Here is a 20,233-nt window from a genome sequence, read left to right as displayed (position 1 = left end):
CATTATATTATATTCCCAATATATTCAGTTCGTATCAGATTATCTTTTAAGATGTCTAGTTTTCTTTACTTGTGCTCAATTGTATCCTTTTTATATTATAAAGATATCTGGTTCTCAAAATGATAAAATCATATTACTTTTTAAGGTATTGAAGGTGCTGTTGGATTTTTTTTTGGATTTGTTGTCGTTTGATTTACCCCTGTTGTATTATTGTCAGGCATATGTCTTTGTGATTTGTTCCAAAAAGCTCCTAAAAATCCTGCAATAAACCAAATAATGAGGAGAGCAAGAACAATAGTAAAAATACTTTTACCAATTGAACTGAACCATTTACAGTTTCCTTGTTCTTCAGCTTTCCGCTCCTCATGTACTGGATAGTTTTTTTCAATCATAGCGAATCCTTTTTCTCAGTTTCCTTACTTTTTAATCATCATTCAATGATAAAAACATTTACAGTATCTCAGAAAACGATATTCGCTTATAAAGGTTCCAAACTCCTCGATAAGGATTATAATCAAAATTCTAATAACAAAACATCAATAGTTGCTACAATCTAAATCCTGTAAGAAAATATTGAAACGAAGAAATTGCCAATAATAATACTATAATAGAAACATTTTATTATCCTACCAAAAAATATAGAAATAAGACATTGTTTCAGAAGGTTTAACTTATGGACTCTCTTAAATCACCACTTCTGTTTAAAATAGAAAAGCATCCCTCACCTTTGTCAGATAAAAAACGTGAAGAAATTTTGCAAAGCCCTGGTTTTGGTCAGTTTTTTACAGACCATATGGTTATTATTAAATGGAATGAAGATAAAGGTTGGCATGATGCTGTTATTTCTCAATATAAATCTTTAGAAATTAGTCCAGCAAGTGTTATTTTACATTATGCGCAGGGAATCTTTGAAGGTTTAAAAGCATATCGTGCAAAAGATGGACGTATTTTGTTATTTCGCCCTGATGCCAATGCACAGCGTTTTGTAGAATCAGCGAAACGATTAGTTATGCCTGAATTACCAAAAGACATCTTTTTGGATGCAGTGAACCAATTAGTAAAAATTGACCAAAAATGGGTTTCTGATTACCCGAATGCTAGCCTCTATTTACGCCCTTTTATGTTTGGCAATGACAGCCTATTGAAAGTTCATCCTTCTCGAGAATATATTTTTTGTATCATAGCATCTCCAGTTGAATCATATTTTACAGGGCAAGCAACAACTGTTAGTGTATGGCTTGAAACAGACTACAGTCGTGCTGGTCCTGGTGGGACAGGAACTGCCAAATGTGGTGGGAACTACGCAGCAAGTCTAATCGCGCAAAACAATGCAATTAAAAATAATTGTAGTCAGGTACTCTTTCTTGATATGGTGGAGCATAGGTGGATTGAAGAGCTCGGGGGAATGAATATTTGCTTCATTATGACTAATAATACACTTGTAACACCTGCACTTAACGACACTATTCTTGCAGGAATAACTCGTCATTCCATTTTAAAGTTAGCACAGCAAATGGGTTTAACAATAGAAGAGCGCCCTTATTCTTTTGAAACACTTAAAGAAGATGTGAAAAATAGTCGCCTTAAAGAAGCTTTTGCATGCGGCACTGCTGCTGTTATAACAGCAATCGGCCGTATTAAATATAAAGGCGGAGAATGTATCATTGGGAACGAAATATGTGGTGAGATCACAGAAAAACTTCGCACACAACTTGTCGATATACAAAAAGGAAATATAGAAGATAAAAACGGCTGGGTACACTCTGTTCAGATATCATAGCGTATATATGAAGAACAAAGAATCTTTAAAATTCATATTCAAGAATTCATAAGGATATATTTCTCTGAGCAATGCATCCTTATTTTTTGCAACACTACTAAAAAGAAATCAGTTAAATTTTGACTGATTTCTGTGTTTTGTTTTAATATTCCGAATTGTCCCAGTATATGAACACATCATGAGGCTATCTGTTTGAATATAATCACGAGTAAATTTAACACCAGATAGTATATTGCCATCAGTCACACCCGTTGCAGCAAACAAAACATCGCTCTTGGCCATTTCTTCCATTGTATAAACCTTATTAGGATTATTAATACCCATTTTAGCAGCACGAGCAATTTGCTCTTCTGTATTAAGTAGTAAGCGCCCTTGCATTTGCCCACCGATACAACGTAAAGCTGCTGCAGCTAATACACCTTCTGGTGCGCCGCCAATACCCATATAAATATCAATACCTGTTGCATCTGAATCGGTTGTATGAATAACAGCAGCAACATCTCCATCACCAATTAAACGAATTGACGCACCCGTTCTGCGCACTTCATTAATCAATTCTGTATGACGAGGCCGATCCATAATGCAGACAGTAATTTGATTAGCATCCACTCCCTTAGCCTTTGCAAGAGCATAAATATTTTCAGCAGGCTTAGCATCTATATCAACCACCCCCTTTGGATAACCAGGACCAATGGCAATTTTTTCCATATAAACATCAGGAGCGTAAAGCAAATTCCCTTTTTGGGCAATCGCAATCACGGCAAGTGAATTAGCAAGACTTTTAGCACAAATAGTCGTTCCCTCAAGTGGATCAAGTGCAATGTCAACTGCTACTCCATTTTGAAGTCCTACTTTCTCTCCAATATAAAGCATAGGAGCTTCATCACGCTCCCCCTCACCAATTACAACCGTACCATCAATAGGTAAACAATTAAGTTCTCGACGCATTGCATCCACAGCAGCTTGATCAGCTGCTTTTTCATCACCACGTCCTCGCCAACGTGCAGCTGCAACAGCAGCATATTCAGTCACACGCACTAATTCAAGAGTTAAAATACGATCGAGTCCATTTAAAATCTTCTGAGTTAATTGGGTCATATAAAAGTCCTATTGGATTAGTATTAATAAAACGACGTTAGCATTTTATTCCTAAATATCAATAATACAGCTTTTGCAAAGATGAAAGATTTTCACAAGAAAAAACTATAATTCAATTCCTCTTAATGCTCATTAACTAAATCAAGAATCTTTGATATAATGCTGCAGTTCGCAAATATTTCATCTGTCTAAATATAAAAATAATAAATGAAAAAATTTATAGAATTTGCTTTAAAGTGAATATTAAAGAAGAAAATTAATTACCGTTTCTCACCTTTTTTCTCAACATAATACATTATCTTAGCTTCGCGATGCTTATCCTCTTCTAGTTTAACTACATCAAATAAATCTATAACCTGCAATTTATTCATTTTTTAACTGACCAATAAATGTATATTGCTGCACCTTAGTAAATTATTCTATAGCAATCTTCGGTTTTATTAAAAAATGCAAATAGTGATTTTTTTTGAATAAATCTTTTTGTTTATGTCAAGTAACGTTTTCACTATACATAAATCCTACAATAAATAATAAAAAACTAATAAAACGATACTTAAAATTATTTTGCATATTATAAAACCCTGATTTGATTATCTTCATCTATTTTTTTATCGAAAACAATAAAAATATTACTATTGTTACGTATCAAAATTTATTATCGATTTTTATAAGATATTATATCATTTGAAGTTTTGTAAAATGATCTGGATTATATAATCCTATGCATGTCTCAAAAATAATTCAACAAAATGCATTTTTTTTTAAAAAAATCACTTATAGGACTTGCGAAGTAAAAAGATCCTCTCTATAAGCCTCATCACTGGTTTGCGCCCATCGTCTAGCGGTTAGGACATCGCCCTTTCACGGCGGAAACAGGGGTTCGATTCCCCTTGGGCGTACCAGTTGCTTTTTCTGTTTACATAGTCTATTGATTTTATTGTTTTTTAAGACAAGGACAATCTAATAAAGGTGAAGGAGTAGAATTTTATATTTTTCTTTAATAACACACTATAAATCCAGTTTTTAAGGAATTATCACACCTTAAATTATTAAAATTGAGATAGATACAAGTATTTTAAATCAATACTCTACCCCAACAGCTTTCCCGATGAATAAAAAGATGCAATGCCTTATATTTTTAACAGGCTATACTTATCGTTTTCGACTCATGAGCTCTGTTTCTGGTTACCTGGCATACTTCTTGAGCTTTCTTATTAATTTCTGTAACTTCCCATGCTCTACTTTCTGATATGCCGATACTTTTAGCAAGTTGCTTATAAAGCAAGTACTTGATACTCCCATGGTATAAGACAATCTTTGACTTTATTCACAAAATCTTTTCTCTCTTTGTAAAGTAAAGGTTGGAATTTTAAGGCTTTGATCCGATCTTCTTCTGACAGATTAAGCATATCTTGCAAGATAAACATAGTGCTTCTCGCTCCTGTTATTTATGCTATTTCTTATACAATAACTAAATTTAAAAATTTTAGTTTTGCTAATGCACTCTCTCAGTTATCTTGTGAGTTTTTATCATTTAATAAACAAAGAACTTGATATAAATAAATTGTGTCTCTTCAATTCAAAAAATTGAATATTATTAGAAAAATCTTTTTACTTATTCATACAAAAAAACTAATATCCTTAAAAATCATATAATCTACTGATGATATTTAATAAACAATAGAAAAACGAATAGATCCTATAGCTCCAGTAAATATTTGCTTACCTTCTTGTTGAAATTGTTGGATTGATTGCTCATCAATCATACGACGATCCCACATTGTACCAAACATATTACCTTGTTTCCAATCAACTGATTTTCCAATAAGATTTTCTACATCTGATTGGTTATATATTTCAACAGCATTATTTTCTAGAGCTTTAAACAAAGCCTGTGGTCCGCCAAATAGTTTCCCTTTTTTTGCTAAATAATACACAAAATCTTTCAATTGATTATCATGCATTATCAAGGGAACATAAACCTGAAAACGATCATTTGGAACACCATCATAACCTTGAAATTGTGAAGCATCAACTTCAATCAAACTTCCCCATGAAGCAATAGAATGACTACCATCAATTAAAGAAGGTAAGACTGTTGTAAATCGATCCTTATTATCAGCAAACTCTTGAAGATATGATAATGTACCATGCAAATCCGAATGAATAATACTTTTACTACTAATGTGCACAGATGGCACATGAACAGTATGCTGAAGTATTTCAGTGAAATTTTTTTTATGTGAGCTATGGTTTTGGTATGCATCAATTCTTGGATTTAATCGAAATGAGTCAATAGAAATCATCCTTCCCCCCATTCAAGTGGAGCACCCCAATAATACTCTATATTGTGATTAACATAACACAGATAAAAAAAATTTCAAAATGAAAACGAAGAATTAAAAGAACAAACATTTAAAATAAAAACCTAGTTATATACGCAAAGAGCTTTTCCTTAATTGAAATTTAATATTCTTCTACTATTTTTTTTTAATTTCCATCATGAGTCTGAAAATGCTATAGGAAAATATTATTTAAATAAAAAAGGGACTCCTAATGGCAAAGATTAAAGTGACAAATCCCATTGTTGAAATCGACGGCGATGAAATGACTCGTATTATCTGGAGATATATTAAAGATAAGCTCATTCATCCCTATCTCGATATTGATCTTAAATATTATGATCTTTCCATTGAAAATAGAGAAGCAACCAATGATCAAATAACTATTGATTCTGCTAATGCTATCAAACAATATGGGGTTGGTGTGAAATGTGCAACCATTACTCCTGATGAAGCACGCGTTAAAGAATTCAACTTAACAAAAATGTGGAAATCACCAAATGGCACAATTCGCAATATTTTAGGGGGTGTTATTTTTCGTGAGCCTATTATCTGCAAAAATATTCCACGTCTCGTTCCAGGTTGGACAAAACCAATTATTGTCGGACGTCATGCTTTTGGCGATCAATATAAAGCAACTGATTTCAAATTTCCAAGTAAAGGAAAATTAAGTATTAAGTTTGTTAGCGACGATGGTCAGGTTATCGAGCATGATGTTTTTAATGCTCCAAGTGCAGGAGTTGCGATGGCAATGTATAATCTTGATGAATCAATCCGTGATTTTGCCCGTGCATCCTTTCATTATGGACTTCAACGTAATGTTCCTGTTTATCTTTCGACAAAGAATACTATTTTGAAAGCCTATGATGGTCGTTTTAAAGATATCTTTCAGGAAATATTTGACGCAGAATTTAAAGTCGAATTTGAAAATCGTAAATTATATTATGAGCATCGTCTCATCGATGACATGGTAGCTTCTGCACTTAAATGGTCAGGTGGTTATGTTTGGGCATGTAAAAATTATGACGGTGATGTTCAATCAGATATCGTTGCTCAAGGATTTGGTTCTCTTGGTCTGATGACTTCTGTTCTCATGACACCAGATGGTAAAACTGTTGAAGCAGAAGCTGCACATGGTACAGTAACTCGCCATTACCGTCAGCATCAAAAAAATGAAGAAACATCAACAAATTCTATTGCTTCGATTTTTGCTTGGACACGTGGGCTAGCGCATCGTGCCAAACTTGATAATAATGAAAAATTAAAAAATTTTGCCACTACATTGGAAAGAGTTTGTATTAACACTGTTGAAGAAGGTTTTATGACAAAAGATCTCGCTATTTTAATCGGTCCCGAAAAAAAATGGTTATCTACAACAGGATTTCTTGATAAAATTGATGAAAATCTAAAAAAAGAAATGACTCACTAATATCATTTCAAACTCAAAGCCCTCTAAATATAGAAAGGTTTGAGTTTTTTATATGAATCCTTTAAGAATAAACGTTTTTATGATTCATTCTAATAAAAATCCCTGTATTTTTATATAAAGATACTGTTATTATCTGTGTAGTATTATTTTCTATTGAAGTTGTCATTGATAGCAAGGTTGTATCTACGAACGTGAATATTATAAAATACTCTACATGCTAGTAAATCCAACACTTTCGTTCAATTATTTTCAATGGTGTTAAACATCGAATTAGAAAAAATCATCAATAATTTTGATACATTATTAATTTTGAAGAAATACTTAAAGATGATTTTTAAATAAAAACTCTTTATAGCATTTATTAATAACTTGATAATAAATACTTTATCACTTATTGTTTTTGACTATTTTTACGGCTCAATGTATTTCTAATTAGATTTTAAACATTGAAAAAATTGAATAAAAAAAACAAAATAGCTTCAAAAAACTCTCTACTTTACAGATCATCAGAAAAATGTTGATTATATTTTTCCATGTACCATAAAAAACAAAAAATCAATAATCCACACAAAGTTAAAATACCTCCAAGAATAGCTGTATATTCATAACTATATCCTAATTTCAAAATACACGCTCCAAATTCTGCTCCAAGAGCATTGGCAATATTAAAAGCGGACTGCATTAAAGCACTGCCCAACATCTGTGCAGGCATAGCAACATCAATGATTTTTGCTTGTATAGAGGGCATAGATGCAAAAGAAGTCCCAATAAGAAAACATCCTAATGCTGCTGTTAGTGGAGTATATGATAAAAAGAAAAAAAGAAAAAAAACCAATGCACTCCAAAGCATAGCAAAAAATATCGTTGCTGAAGAACCAATCTTAATTGCAAATTTAGGCCCTAAAATATTACCCACAACCATTCCCAATCCCATCAATGGCATAATAAATGGTACCCACTTAAGAGAAACATTAGAAACACAAAGCAATGTGGACTTAATATAAGTAAAAACAGAAAATAATCCTGATGCACCAATCGAAACCATAGCCAATAGGAACCACACTTCCTTTTTCTTTAATGCACTTAATTCATTAAAAATGCTTGTTTTTGCAATGTTAGAAACAGAAGGTAAAAATTTCCAAATAAGAAAACAACACACCAAAGAAATAGCACCTACAAGAAGAAATGCAATTTGCCAACCAATAAATTGACCGATCCAAGTTGCACTTGGTGCTCCAATAACTGTTGCAACTGTCAAACCAAGCATAACACTACCAACAGCTTTTGAGCGTTCATTTTTTTCTACCATTGAAGATGCAACCACAGTCGCAATACCGAAATAAATACCATGTGGAAAACCGCTGATAAATCGCAATATCACCAATACGTTAAAGTCAGAAAAAAATGTGCTAGCAATATTCGCCAAAGCATAACAAAACATCAATCCTATTAAAACAGCCTTATATGACAGCTTAGCTGTTACAACAGCTAAAATAGGCGCTCCAAGCACAACTCCTAAAGCATAAGAAGAAATATATTGTCCCGCTGTGGAAATACTAACATGTGAGCTATGCGCCATCTCCGGTTGCAACCCCATTGCAACAAACTCAGCAGTACCAATAGCAAAACTTCCTACTGCAAGAGCTAAAATGCCCAAATGCTGGATTTTAAAATCAATTCTGAAAGACATCAAAAATTTTATCCATAGAAAATTTTCATCTTATTATTTTTATATACTGAATTCTATTATATTCTATTAAATGTGCTGTAAAACCAGGAAATAATACGCTTTTAATATCAAAAGTAATTTCTAAAATAAAAGATATACAATTTACATGTTTTACTTTTATGATATTTTACAAAAATAAACACAAAACATCTTAAAAAGATATTTCCATACTTCTTTAAGGATTTACTAACTTAGAATTAACATTGTTGATTTAGATAGTTACCAGAAACAGAAAATAAACTGCTTCTCTCCGGATCAGGTAGTGCGTACCGGAGCAATAATTTTTGTTCAATATTGCATATAAAAGAGAAATAAATATACGCATACTAGCTACCTTTAAGATAGCGCAGTTTTGCATTTACTGAAAAAGCTATCTTAACGCTTTACTTTATTAGCACAGTTTTCTTTACTAATTATCTTATCTTCCTTGCATCCACAATGTTGCAACATCAGCACAAAAGTCAGCGTAACGCCCTGCTTTAATAGCGTCACGGACACCCTGCATTAGCTGTTGATAATAAAAAAGGTTATTCCAAGTCAATAACATACCTCCAAGAGATTCACCAGATTTAACTAAATGATGCAAATAAGCACAACTATAATCTCGTGCAGCAGAGCAAGGTGATTGTGGATCAAGAGGATTCGGATCTTCTGCATAACGTGCATTTCGCAAATTAATTTTACCAAAACGAGTAAAAGCTAAGCCATGACGGCCTGCACGCGTTGGCATAACACAATCAAACATATCTACCCCTCGAGCTACACTTTTTAAGATATCATCTGGCGTTCCTACCCCCATAAGATAGCGTGGCTTATCTTGCGGCAAAATTGAACAAGTAACATCTAATACTGTTGTCATAACATCCTGAGGTTCACCGACCGCAAGCCCTCCAATGGCATAGCCTTTCAAATCCATTTCTTTCAATGCTTGAGCAGAGCGTTCACGCAATTTCATATTATCTCCACCTTGAACAATACCAAACATTGCTTTTTCTGGTTGATCACCAAAAACTTTTTTACAACGCTGTGCCCAACGCAATGAAAGTTCCATAGCAGCTTCCATTTCTCTCTCAGATGTCGGTAATGCAATACACTGATCAAGCTGCATTTGAATATCAGAATCAAGAAGCCCTTGGATTTCGATAGAACGCTCTGGGCTCATTTCATAATGCGCCCCATTAATATGAGAGCGGAAAATCACGCCCTGTTCCGTAATCTTACATATCCCTGAAAGAGACATAACCTGAAAACCACCAGAATCCGTTAAAATAGGTTCAGGCCAACGGGCAAATTCATGTAACCCTCCTAAACGTGCAACACGCTCAGCTCCTGGTCGTAACATTAAATGATAAGTATTACCTAAAATAATATCTGTCCCAAGAGCACGCAACTGGTCCATATACATAGCCTTAATGGTTCCAGCCGTCCCAACTGGCATAAACGCAGGTGTGCGAATACGTCCTCGTCCCGTTATAATCTCACCTTGTCGAGCATATCCATCTTGAGAAATTTTTTTATAGTGAAATGCTTTTATCATCATTCTTATCTTTTTGATTTCAGAAACTCATATCACTACTAAAATAAAAGCAATTGCCTTTTTACCGCAGTTATAAATTATAGATTGCTTTTATTCACTAATACTGAAATTAGTCAAAAAAATTAAAGGAAATAAATAAAATCTGCTATTAAAAGATCAACAAAATTAAAATGATTATTTATTGCAATAAAAAAATATCTAATATTTCATTATGCTAACCAATGTATTTTCTTTTAATCGAAAATTTCTAGAAAATTATAAAAATGAAAATTTTATGAAATATGTATTTTCACATAGACAAGCAAATCTTTAGTTCAATCTTTTATTTTGAAATCTCAACATTAAAAACTCTCTATACATGAAAATATATTATTATTTACATATGCTCTTCATATCATTAAAAAAATGCAAAAGAATATTGCATAGCATCCCTATATTATTGAATATCTGAAGCAATTGTGGCTTTAATAATTGCATCTGGATCCACAACAGGTTCACCGCGCTTGATCTTATCAATATTTTCCATACCTTCAAGCACTTGTCCCCATATGGAATATTGGCGATCAAGCCAAGGAGCATCTGCGAGACAAATGAAAAATTGCGAATTAGCCGAATTTGGATTCTGGCTACGTGCCATAGAAACTGTACCACGTTTATGAGGAAGACTCGAAAACTCTGCTTTTAAGTCGGGTTTATCTGAACCACCTATACCAATACGTGATAAATTGAATTTTTCATCATCTTTTTTGCCAAACTGAACATCACCAGTTTGAGCCATGAAATCATCAATAACACGGTGAAAAACAACATTATCATAGGCGCCTTCACGCACAAGCTCTTTGATACGTACAACATGACCAGGAGCTAAATCAGCGAAAAGTTCAATTATTACTTTTCCTTTTGTTGTTTCAAGAATTAAAGTATTTTCCGGATTTTTAAGCTCGACCATAGTGCTATTCCTTTGTTTTTATCTTTAATCATATTTTTTATCAATTTTCAAATAGGCAGCATTAATAACATCAGGATTTTTTACAGATCCATTATTATCTGCAGTTCCTTTTTTTATTTTATCAACAACTTCCATTCCTTTTACAACTTCTCCAACAACAGTATACTGACCGTTTAAAAAAGTAGCATCATCAAAACAAATGAAAAATTGAGAATTTGCTGAATTTAGATCTTGTGAACGAGCCATACCGACAGTGCCTCGCTTAAAAGGTTGTTCTGAAAACTCTGCTGGTAAATTAGAATAGTTTGAACCACCTTTACCAACATTTTTAAGATCAAAATCGACACTGTCTTTTTTTCCAAATTTCACATCACCAGTCTGTGCCATAAAACCAGGAATAACACGATGAAATACAACATTATTATAAGCACCTTCTTCTGTTAATTTCTTAATTTGCGCAACATGTTTTGGTGCAAGATCTGGACGCAGCTGAATAATCACATCACCATTTTTAAGAGATAAAACAAGAATATTATGATCATCTGCAGCAGCATTAAATGAAAAAAAGCAAAAAATACATGTTAAAATATTAAAAATTCTAAAAAACACAATCATTCTTCCCTTTAAGATTTAAATTTTAAGTACAAAGCTCGTGCTACGTTTTGAGGAACAAAAGGTGTAACATCCCCTCCCATAGTGGCAATTTGACGCACCAATGTGGAACTTATCATACGGCTAGCAATACTTGCTGGTAAAAAAACTGTTCGCAACTCAGGAGCCATCATTTCATTCATTCCTGCTATCTGCATTTCATAATCAAAATCAGTACCATCACGCAATCCACGAATGAGAAATGAGGCACCAATTTCACGTGCTTTATCAATGAGAAGATTATCAAATGAAATAACTTGTAACCTATCAGAGCTTATATTCAATAAATCTTTTCTTACTTCTGCAATTAAAGCAACACGCTCTTCAAAACTAAAAAATGGCCTTTTCGTAGCTTGCATACCGATAGCCATCACTACTTTATCAGAGAAAACTAAACTACTTCGCAAAACATCAAGGTGACCATTTGTAATAGGATCAAAAGATCCTGCATAAAGAGCAATTGTCATCTATTTTTCCCGATACTTCCAGAGTTATTTATTTTAACTAACATCAACCGTACCAGAATGTTTTTCACTATCATCATCTAATTGGTTCGCATCATCTTCAGGATCGGAAATACGCTCAACCGATACAACTTTTTCACCCTTTGCTGTATTGAAAATTGTTACTCCCTTTGTAGAGCGACCAGCTATACGAATACCCTCAATGGGAATTCGAATAAGCTGTCCTCCATCCGAAACCAGCATGATTTGATCTTGCGCTTTTACTGGAAAAGCTGCTACTAACTTGCCTATTTCAGCAGTTTTAGTTGGATCGGTTGCACGAATTCCTTTTCCACCACGCCCTGAAATACGAAATTCATAAGAAGAAGATCGCTTTCCATATCCAAACTCACTAACTGTTAAAAGCATTTGCTCACGAGCAGCAAGCTCTGCATAACGCTCATCTGTCAATTCTGTTTCTGTTCCCTCTCCATTCTCATCAACAATTACAACATCTTCGGCATCAGCACCAGCAGCACGTCGCTCATTAATTGCACGTTTAATATAAGCAGAACGCTCAACCGATGTTGCCTCAACATGCTCCAAGATAGTCATAGAAATAACCTTATCACCATCAACCATATTGATACCACGTACCCCTACCGAATTACGACCCGCAAAAACACGAACATCAATAACTGGGAAACGAATACATTGTCCATTGGCTGTTGTCAGAACAACGTCATCACGCTCTGTACAAGTTTCTACAGATAGAATTGCATCTCCTTCTTCATCAAGTTTCATAGCAATTTTACCATTACGATTTACCTGAACAAAGTCTGATAATTTATTGCGGCGTACTGTTCCACGCGTTGTTGCAAACATGACATCTAATTTACTCCAACTTGCTTCATCTTCTGGCAATGGCATAATTGTTGTTATACGCTCCCCCTCCTGTAAAGGAAGCATATTGACTAAAGCGCGCCCACGCGATTGCGGTGTACCAATAGGTAAACGCCAAACTTTTTCTTTATAAACAATCCCACGTGATGAAAAGAAAAGAACAGGTGTATGAGTATTACTCACAAATAAACGGGTTACAAAATCCTCGTCCTTTGTCGACATACCAGAACGCCCTTTACCTCCACGACGCTGAGCACGATATGTATTGAGAGGTACACGTTTAATATAACCACTATGGCTAACCGTTACCACCATATCCTCGGGCACAATTAGATCTTCATTGTCCATCTCAATATTACCGAAACCAAAGATAGTGCGTCGGGGAGCTGCAAATTCTTCACGAAGAGTGCTTAATTCATCCTTAACAATACCCATAATCCGTAAACGTGATGCCAAAATATGAAGATAATCTGTAATATCCACCCCAATTTTATTCAACTCATCAGCAATTTCATCACGTCCAAGTGCAGTGAGCCTTTGTAAACGTAATTCCAGAATAGCTCTAGCTTGTTCTTCAGATAAATTATATGTGTTATTCTCATGGATAATATGACGAGGATCATCAATAAGCTTAACTAAAAATGCTACATCAGCAGCCAACCAACGCCGCTCCATTAACTGTAAACGCGCCGTCTGAGGATCAGGTGCTTCACGAATTAACGCTATAATTTCATCAATATTTGCAACAGCAATAGCAAGACCAACTAAAATATGCGCACGTTCACGTGCCTTACGCAAAAGATATTTTGTTCGCCGACTTACCACCTCTTCGCGAAAAGAAACAAAAGCACGAAGCATATCAAGCAACGTCATTTGCTCAGGCTTTCCCCCATTCAAAGCAACTATATTACAACCAAAAGAAGTTTGTAATGGCGTATAATGGTACAGTTGATTCAAAACAATATCCGCAACTGCTTCCCTCTTAAGTTCAATAACAACCCGATACCCATCACGATCAGATTCATCACGTAGATCAGAGATTCCTTCGATGCGCTTATCACGCACCAATTCAGCTATCTTCTCAATCATCGTTGCTTTATTAATCTGATAAGGTATTTCGCTTACAATAATCGCCTGTCGGTTATTGCGAACTTCTTCAATATCAACCTTAGCACGCATAATAATTGAACCACGTCCCGTTTCATAAGCTGAACGAATACCTGAACGACCAAGAATAATACCACCAGTAGGAAAATCCGGACCAGGAATAATTTCAATTATTTCATCAAGCGTTATGGTAGGATTATCAATTAAAGCAATACATCCATCAATGACTTCACCAAGATTATGTGGCGGAATATTGGTCGCCATTCCTACAGCAATCCCGCCCGATCCATTGACTAAAAGATTAGGAAAACGTGCCGGTAAAACCACAGGCTCACGCTCACGTCCATCGTAATTATCCTGAAAATCAATTGTCTCTTTATCGATATCAGCTAAAAGTTCTTCCGCAATTTTTTCTAAACGACATTCTGTATAACGCATTGCCGCAGGAGGGTCTCCATCAACAGAACCAAAATTTCCCTGTCCATCAATTAGCGGATTTCGTAATGAAAAATCCTGTGCCATACGCACCAATGCATCATAAATTGAAGCATCACCATGCGGATGAAACTTCCCCATAACTTCACCAACAACACCTGCCGACTTACGATAAGATTTATTAAAAGAAAGACCCATTTCATTCATCGCATGAAGAATGCGTCGATGAACAGGCTTAAGACCATCGCGTACATCAGGTAATGCACGCGATACAATAACGCTCATCGCATAATCGAGATAAGAGCGTTGCATTTCTTCGATAATACTAACTGGTTCAATACCGGTTAGTACGTCATGTTCTGATTGTGTAGTAAGATCGGTCACAACTTCAATACTTTCAAAAAAGAATCATTTTGATCTTTTATATCGAAAAAAATTGCAAAATGCTAATTCAGCTCTCTACAATAGAGTAAAAATTTAACGATAATTTTCAATATGTTATTTGCTTTTATTAAAAATCGTGTATGAAACGACAGCGTGTGCTTTCCTAAATTAAAATTAGAACAAATGACCACACAAATATATCTTTTACATCACTTTAACTATCATCTTAATGAAAAACAAACAAATATTTTCATGACCAATTATAATATCATTCATCATCATAATAATAAAATAGCACTTATAATCATTTCATCTACAATAAGCTAATTATACTACTATTTAGAAGGTGAATCTCATTATCCCTCTCTTTGAATCCCTCTCTTTGAACAATGCTAATAATCACAATAACATTTTTATAAAGATTATCAAAAAGGAATATCATCATCCAGTTGGTGTGAAAAATTCCCTTCTAATTGATTGTTCTTCTGGTCAAAATTATCTCTCTGATCGAAACCACCACCTGACTGATTTACACTAGATATTTGCTCTCCACTTCCTATTTCACGGCTATTAAGCATTTGTAATTCACCACGGTATCTTTGTAAAACAATCTCTGTCGTATAACGATCATTACCACTTTGATCTTGCCATTTGCGTGTCTGCAACTGACCCTCAATATAAATTTTACTCCCTTTTTTTAAATATTGCTCAACAACTTTAATCAGATTTTCATTAAAAATAACGATATTGTGCCATTCTGTACGCTCTTTACGTTCATTTGTATTGCGATCACGCCAGCTCTCTGAAGTAGCAATACGTAAATTTGCTACTTGATCACCAGAATTCAAACGGCGGATTTCAGGGTCCGCACCAAGATTACCAATTAAAATAACTTTATTAAGGCTCCCAGCCATTGTATAAACTCCACAATTTTAAACCATTCACATTATAGCAAAAGCTAACAACAGCGTATAGTTTATTTCATCATAAAAAATAAAAAGCTGCTATCTTCTTTATCTATTTACCAAAACTTGTATTCTCCCTTCACAGTGATTGAACACATTGTAATTTAAAAGAAATAGTCTTATTTCACATTCAGTACTCAATTTTTGTCATATACGCCAAGGATTAACATGTCTCCTCAAAAATATATCTCTATTCGCGGCGCACGTGAACATAACCTCAAAAATATTGATCTTGACCTCCCTCGTGATAAACTTATCGTCATAACGGGACTCTCCGGTTCAGGAAAATCATCTTTAGCTTTTGATACAATTTATGCCGAAGGCCAACGTCGTTATGTTGAAAGCCTTTCCGCTTATGCACGCCAGTTTCTGGAAATGATGCACAAACCAGACATTGACCAAATAGATGGCCTTTCCCCTGCTATCTCTATTGAACAAAAAACAACTAACCGCAACCCTCGTTCAACAGTTGGTACTATCACTGAAATCTACGATTATATGCGCCTGCTTTTTGCTCGTATTGGTATTCCTTATTCACCTGTTACGGGTCTCCCTATTCAAAGTCAAACAGTGAGTCAAATAGTTGACCAAATTATGTCTCTTCCAGAAGGTACTCGAATTTTTATTATGGCACCTTTAGTTAGAGGAAGAAAAGGTGAATATAAAAAAGAATTAGCAGAACTTTTAAAAAAAGGATTTCAACGTGCAAAAATTGATGGAAAATTCTATGAAATAGCTGATATACCTCCTCTTAATAAAAAATATAAACATGATATAGATATAGTAGTAGACCGCATTATCGTGCGTAATGATATCAATTCTCGGCTAGCTGACAGTATAGAAACCTGCTTACAATTATCAGATGGGCTTGTAATTGCTGAAATGACAGATCAGCCTTTAACAGAAAATGAAACCGCAAAGGAATCTGTCAATAAATCAACAAATGAAACGCACAAACGACTCATTTTTTCAGAAAAATTTTCTTGTCCTATATCTGGATTCTCAATTCCTGAAATTGAACCACGTTTGTTTTCATTCAACAATCCTTTTGGTGCTTGTCCTGCTTGTGGTGGACTTGGTATAAAAAAAGTAATTGATCCAGTAAGAATCATACCAAATGAAAATCTTACTTTAAAAGCTGGAGCTATTGCTCCTTGGTCCAAATCATCTTCACCTTATTATCATCAAACTTTAGAGGCATTGGGCAAAGTTTATAAGTTTAAACTCACAGACAAATGGTATACGCTTTCAAATGAAGCACAACACGCTATCTTATACGGAACAAAAACAAAAGAGATTTCCTTTTTCTATAAAGATGGTGCACAATCTTACACTACAAAAAAAGCTTTTGAAGGTGTTATTCCGAATATGGAGCGACGATGGAAAGAAACAGATTTTACACATTTTCATGAAGAAATTGAACCTTATATGTCTTCTTCGCCTTGCCCAGCCTGCAATGGTTACCGTCTAAAACCAGAAGCACTCGCTATAAAAATTCACGGAATGCACATTGGACAGATATCAGAACTGTCCATTTTAAAAGCAAGTGATTGGTTTTCAAACATCCATCAATATCTCAATGAAAAACAGCGTAATATATCAACACGGATTTTAAAAGAAATCTGTGAGCGCTTAGCATTTCTGAACCGTGTGGGACTCGAATATCTTACCTTATCTCGAAATTCAAGCACACTTTCAGGTGGAGAAAGTCAGCGTATTCGCTTAGCATCACAGATTGGCTCTGGTCTCACAGGTGTTCTATACGTGTTAGATGAACCATCCATTGGTTTACACCAACGTGATAATGAACGCCTTTTAAAGACGCTATGTCATCTACGTGATCTTGGAAATACAATTATCGTTGTTGAGCATGATGAAGATTCTATTCTCACTGCAGACTATGTTGTTGATATTGGCCCTGCTGCAGGCGTTCATGGTGGAAAAATCATAGCTCAAGGATCACCACAAGAAATTATGAACAATCCCTCTTCACTAACAGGTCAATATCTCTCAGGAAAAATGACTGTTAGTTTTCCGGCTCAACGACGTAAAATATCAGAATCAAAAATACTTAAAGTAATCGGTGCCAGAGGTAATAATCTGAAAAATATTAGTGCTAGCATTCCTCTCGGAACTTTTACTTGCATAACTGGCGTTTCAGGCGGAGGAAAATCAACATTTCTTATTGAAACCATCTTCAAAGCCGCATCACGTCATATCATGGGAAGCCATCAAACCCCAGCAAGCTATGATAAAATTGAAGGATTAGAATTTCTTGATAAGGTAATTGATATTAACCAATCACCTATTGGACGTACCCCACGCTCTAATCCAGCAACTTATACTGGGATTTTTACTCAGATTCGCGACTGGTTTGCAGAACTCCCAGAATCAAAAGCTCGCGGTTATCAAGCTGGACGTTTCTCATTCAATGTTAAAGGAGGACGTTGTGAAGCATGTCAAGGAGATGGTGTTATCAAAATCGAAATGCATTTTTTACCTGATGTCTATGTTACTTGCGACGTATGCCAAGGGAAGCGCTATAATAGAGAAACACTTGAAGTGAAATTTAAAGGAAAATCCATTGCTGATATACTTGATATGACAGTCGAAAAAGCAGAAGAATTTTTCCAAGCTATCCCTACTATTCATAAAAAAATAGGAATCCTTGTTAAAGCCGGTCTTGGTTATATTAAAATCGGGCAACAAGCTACAACACTTTCTGGTGGTGAAGCCCAGCGCGTAAAACTTGCTAAAGAACTTTCACGCAAAACAACTGGTCGTACACTTTACATCTTAGATGAACCAACAACCGGTTTACATTTTCACGATATTTCCAAACTTCTTGAAGTACTCCATGAACTCGTCGAGCAAGGCAATACAGTTGCAGTTATTGAACATAATCTCGAAGTCATAAAAACAGCTGACTGGATTATTGATCTAGGACCAGAGGGTGGAGATAATGGTGGTGAAATTGTTGCTGTTGGTCGCCCTGAAGAAATCATTAATGTCCCTTGTTCTTATACTGGAAAGTTTCTAAAAGAGCTCTTACTACGTCGACCTTTGCACAATCTAAAATCTTAAATAGGTCACAAAATTATCAAATGCTTAATAAAACACTAATAAAAAAATAATGCCTTAATTTATACCATTATTACTCTTTATAAATTTTATATTTTTTATCCTATAAAGTAAATAGCGCTACATTGTATGATGCAATACAGTTTTTCTAACAAAAATATAAATTGCACTATTTTTTATTTTTTCGTGAAGAAATTACTTTCAGGCACGTCTCGTTATCATAAATATGGTATATAAATTTTATAAAATAAAATCGTTGGAGATAATTTTGAGTATGAAAAAAATTGAAGCCATCATAAAACCTTTCAAGCTTGATGAAGTAAAAGAAGCGCTTCAAGGAATTGGTTTACAAGGTATCACAATAACAGAAGCGAAAGGTTTTGGCTGCCAAAAAGAACAGACAGAACTGTATCGAGGTGCTAAATATGTTATTGATTTTTTACCTAAAGTAAAAGTTGAAGTTGTTGTTACCGATGAAATCTTAGAGAAAGCAATTGAAGCAATCCGTAAAGCAGCTCAGACAAAACATATAGGAGATGGAAAAATATTTGTTTTACCTATCGATGATGTTATCCGTATCCGGACTGGTGAAACTGGCATTGATGCCCTTTAAGATCTATAAAGTTTTTTATCTTTTCTATTTACCTCAATCCAATAAGGAAATTGAATATGACAACCGCCTCAGACATTCTTAAACAAATTATAGATAATGATATACGCTTTGTCGATTTACGTTTTACTGATCCAAAAGGCAAGTTGCATCATGTTACAATGGATATTGCTGAAATTTGCGAAGATACATTTACCGATGGTGTTATGTTTGATGGTTCTTCAATTGCTGGATGGAAAACAATCAATGAATCCGATATGGTATTGATGCCAGATGCAGAAACAGCTCATATTGATCCTTTTTTTGCTCAATCGACTTTGATCATATTATGTGATGTACTTGATCCTATTTCTGGAGAGTTTTATCGTAGAGATCCGCGTTCTATTGCTAAAAGAGCTGAAGCTTATATGAAGTCTTTAGGAATCGGTGATACAATCTATATAGGACCAGAAGCAGAATTTTTTATCTTTGATGACGTGCGCTACAAAACTGATCCTTACAATACAGGTTTTAAACTCGACTCAAGTGAAAATCCATCAAATGATGATACTGAATATGAAATGGGCAATCTTGGTCATCGCCCACGTATGGGAGGTGGTTATTTTCCTGTTCCTCCTATCGATTCTTGCCAAGATATGCGTTCTGAAATGCTTACTGCGCTAAAAGATATGGGCGTACATGTTGAAAAACATCATCATGAAGTAGCCGCAGCTCAACATGAATTGGGTATTCGATTTGATACACTTGTTCGTGAAGCTGATAAAATGCAAATTTTTAAATATGCTGTGCA

15 protein-coding genes and 1 tRNA gene are annotated in these 20,233 nt (G+C 34.7%); 6 read left to right on the top strand and 10 right to left on the bottom strand.

All coding sequences use genetic code 11. The features are described 5' to 3' along the window. Positions 1-140: 140 nt before the first annotated feature. Positions 141-392 (bottom strand): hypothetical protein, encoded by a 252-nt coding sequence (locus T420_RS0102385; protein WP_013544989.1) that lies wholly within the window; start codon positions 390-392, stop codon positions 141-143. Positions 393-673: 281 nt separating this feature from the next. Here T420_RS0102385 and T420_RS0102380 point away from each other — a divergent pair, with 281 nt between their 5' ends. Beyond that, positions 674-1,780 carry a branched-chain amino acid aminotransferase gene (locus tag T420_RS0102380; RefSeq protein ID WP_013544988.1) on the top strand — a complete coding sequence of 369 codons (1,107 nt, stop codon included), beginning with the start codon at positions 674-676 and terminating at the stop codon, positions 1,778-1,780. Between the two features lie 108 nt (positions 1,781-1,888). On the opposite strand, the gene glpX is transcribed toward T420_RS0102380, so the two are convergent. After that, positions 1,889-2,878: a class II fructose-bisphosphatase gene (gene glpX, locus T420_RS0102375; RefSeq protein WP_013544987.1), complete on the bottom strand. Its 990-nt coding sequence runs from the start codon at positions 2,876-2,878 to the stop codon at positions 1,889-1,891. Positions 2,879-3,705: 827 nt separating this feature from the next. Between glpX and T420_RS0102365 the strand changes: the two genes are divergently transcribed. Then, positions 3,706-3,780: transfer RNA gene (locus T420_RS0102365), tRNA-Glu, on the top strand. A gap of 768 nt (positions 3,781-4,548) precedes the next feature. Here T420_RS0102365 and T420_RS0102350 read toward each other — a convergent pair. Then, positions 4,549-5,196, bottom strand: a complete 648-nt coding sequence (locus tag T420_RS0102350) for a hypothetical protein (protein WP_244392219.1) — start codon at positions 5,194-5,196, stop codon at positions 4,549-4,551. A gap of 238 nt (positions 5,197-5,434) precedes the next feature. Between T420_RS0102350 and T420_RS0102340 the strand changes: the two genes are divergently transcribed. Continuing rightward, complete coding sequence (locus T420_RS0102340) at positions 5,435-6,649, top strand: NADP-dependent isocitrate dehydrogenase (protein ID WP_013544985.1); 1,215 nt, start codon at positions 5,435-5,437, stop codon at positions 6,647-6,649. 496 nt (positions 6,650-7,145) lie between these two features. Here the strand turns inward: T420_RS0102340 and T420_RS0102335 are convergent, their stop codons facing one another. The 7 genes from T420_RS0102335 to ssb all read right to left on the bottom strand — a co-directional run bounded on the left by T420_RS0102335 (position 7,146) and on the right by ssb (position 15,701). Next, positions 7,146-8,339 (bottom strand): MFS transporter, encoded by a 1,194-nt coding sequence (locus tag T420_RS0102335; RefSeq protein WP_013544984.1) that lies wholly within the window; start codon positions 8,337-8,339, stop codon positions 7,146-7,148. A 457-nt stretch (positions 8,340-8,796) separates the two neighbouring features. Next, positions 8,797-9,915: a tRNA guanosine(34) transglycosylase Tgt gene (tgt, locus tag T420_RS0102330; protein ID WP_013544983.1), complete on the bottom strand. Its 1,119-nt coding sequence runs from the start codon at positions 9,913-9,915 to the stop codon at positions 8,797-8,799. A 436-nt stretch (positions 9,916-10,351) separates the two neighbouring features. Then, a complete protein-coding gene (locus T420_RS0102325) occupies positions 10,352-10,864 on the bottom strand; it encodes a peptidylprolyl isomerase (RefSeq protein ID WP_013544982.1) in 513 nt (170 codons plus the stop codon). A gap of 24 nt (positions 10,865-10,888) precedes the next feature. Then, positions 10,889-11,479 carry a peptidylprolyl isomerase gene (locus T420_RS0102320; RefSeq protein ID WP_013544981.1) on the bottom strand — a complete coding sequence of 197 codons (591 nt, stop codon included), beginning with the start codon at positions 11,477-11,479 and terminating at the stop codon, positions 10,889-10,891. Between the two features lie 8 nt (positions 11,480-11,487). Beyond that, the gene (gene coaD / locus T420_RS0102315) at positions 11,488-11,982 is read right to left on the bottom strand and encodes a pantetheine-phosphate adenylyltransferase (RefSeq protein ID WP_013544980.1); all 495 of its coding nucleotides are present in this window, start codon (positions 11,980-11,982) and stop codon (positions 11,488-11,490) included. Between the two features lie 33 nt (positions 11,983-12,015). After that, positions 12,016-14,787 carry a DNA gyrase subunit A gene (gene gyrA, locus T420_RS0102310; RefSeq protein ID WP_013544979.1) on the bottom strand — a complete coding sequence of 924 codons (2,772 nt, stop codon included), beginning with the start codon at positions 14,785-14,787 and terminating at the stop codon, positions 12,016-12,018. A 425-nt stretch (positions 14,788-15,212) separates the two neighbouring features. Beyond that, positions 15,213-15,701 (bottom strand): single-stranded DNA-binding protein, encoded by a 489-nt coding sequence (gene ssb / locus T420_RS0102300; RefSeq protein WP_013544977.1) that lies wholly within the window; start codon positions 15,699-15,701, stop codon positions 15,213-15,215. Positions 15,702-15,920: 219 nt separating this feature from the next. On the opposite strand from ssb, the gene uvrA reads away from it, so the two are divergent. From uvrA to T420_RS0102285, 3 genes are all read left to right on the top strand, one after another. Beyond that, positions 15,921-18,836 carry an excinuclease ABC subunit UvrA gene (gene uvrA, locus T420_RS0102295; RefSeq protein WP_013544976.1) on the top strand — a complete coding sequence of 972 codons (2,916 nt, stop codon included), beginning with the start codon at positions 15,921-15,923 and terminating at the stop codon, positions 18,834-18,836. Positions 18,837-19,107: 271 nt separating this feature from the next. After that, positions 19,108-19,446, top strand: a complete 339-nt coding sequence (locus T420_RS0102290; protein WP_026501110.1) for a P-II family nitrogen regulator — start codon at positions 19,108-19,110, stop codon at positions 19,444-19,446. 56 nt (positions 19,447-19,502) lie between these two features. Further along, a partial coding sequence (locus tag T420_RS0102285) for a glutamine synthetase beta-grasp domain-containing protein (protein WP_026501109.1) occupies positions 19,503-20,233 on the top strand: 731 nt, incomplete at its 3' end.

Origin of the sequence: Bartonella clarridgeiae ATCC 51734 (assembly GCF_000518185.1) — a bacterium.
Classification (GTDB): Bacteria; Pseudomonadota; Alphaproteobacteria; order Rhizobiales; family Rhizobiaceae; genus Bartonella; species Bartonella clarridgeiae.
Note: the sequence above shows the minus strand (reverse complement) of the source record. Positions and strands in the feature narration are given on the sequence as shown.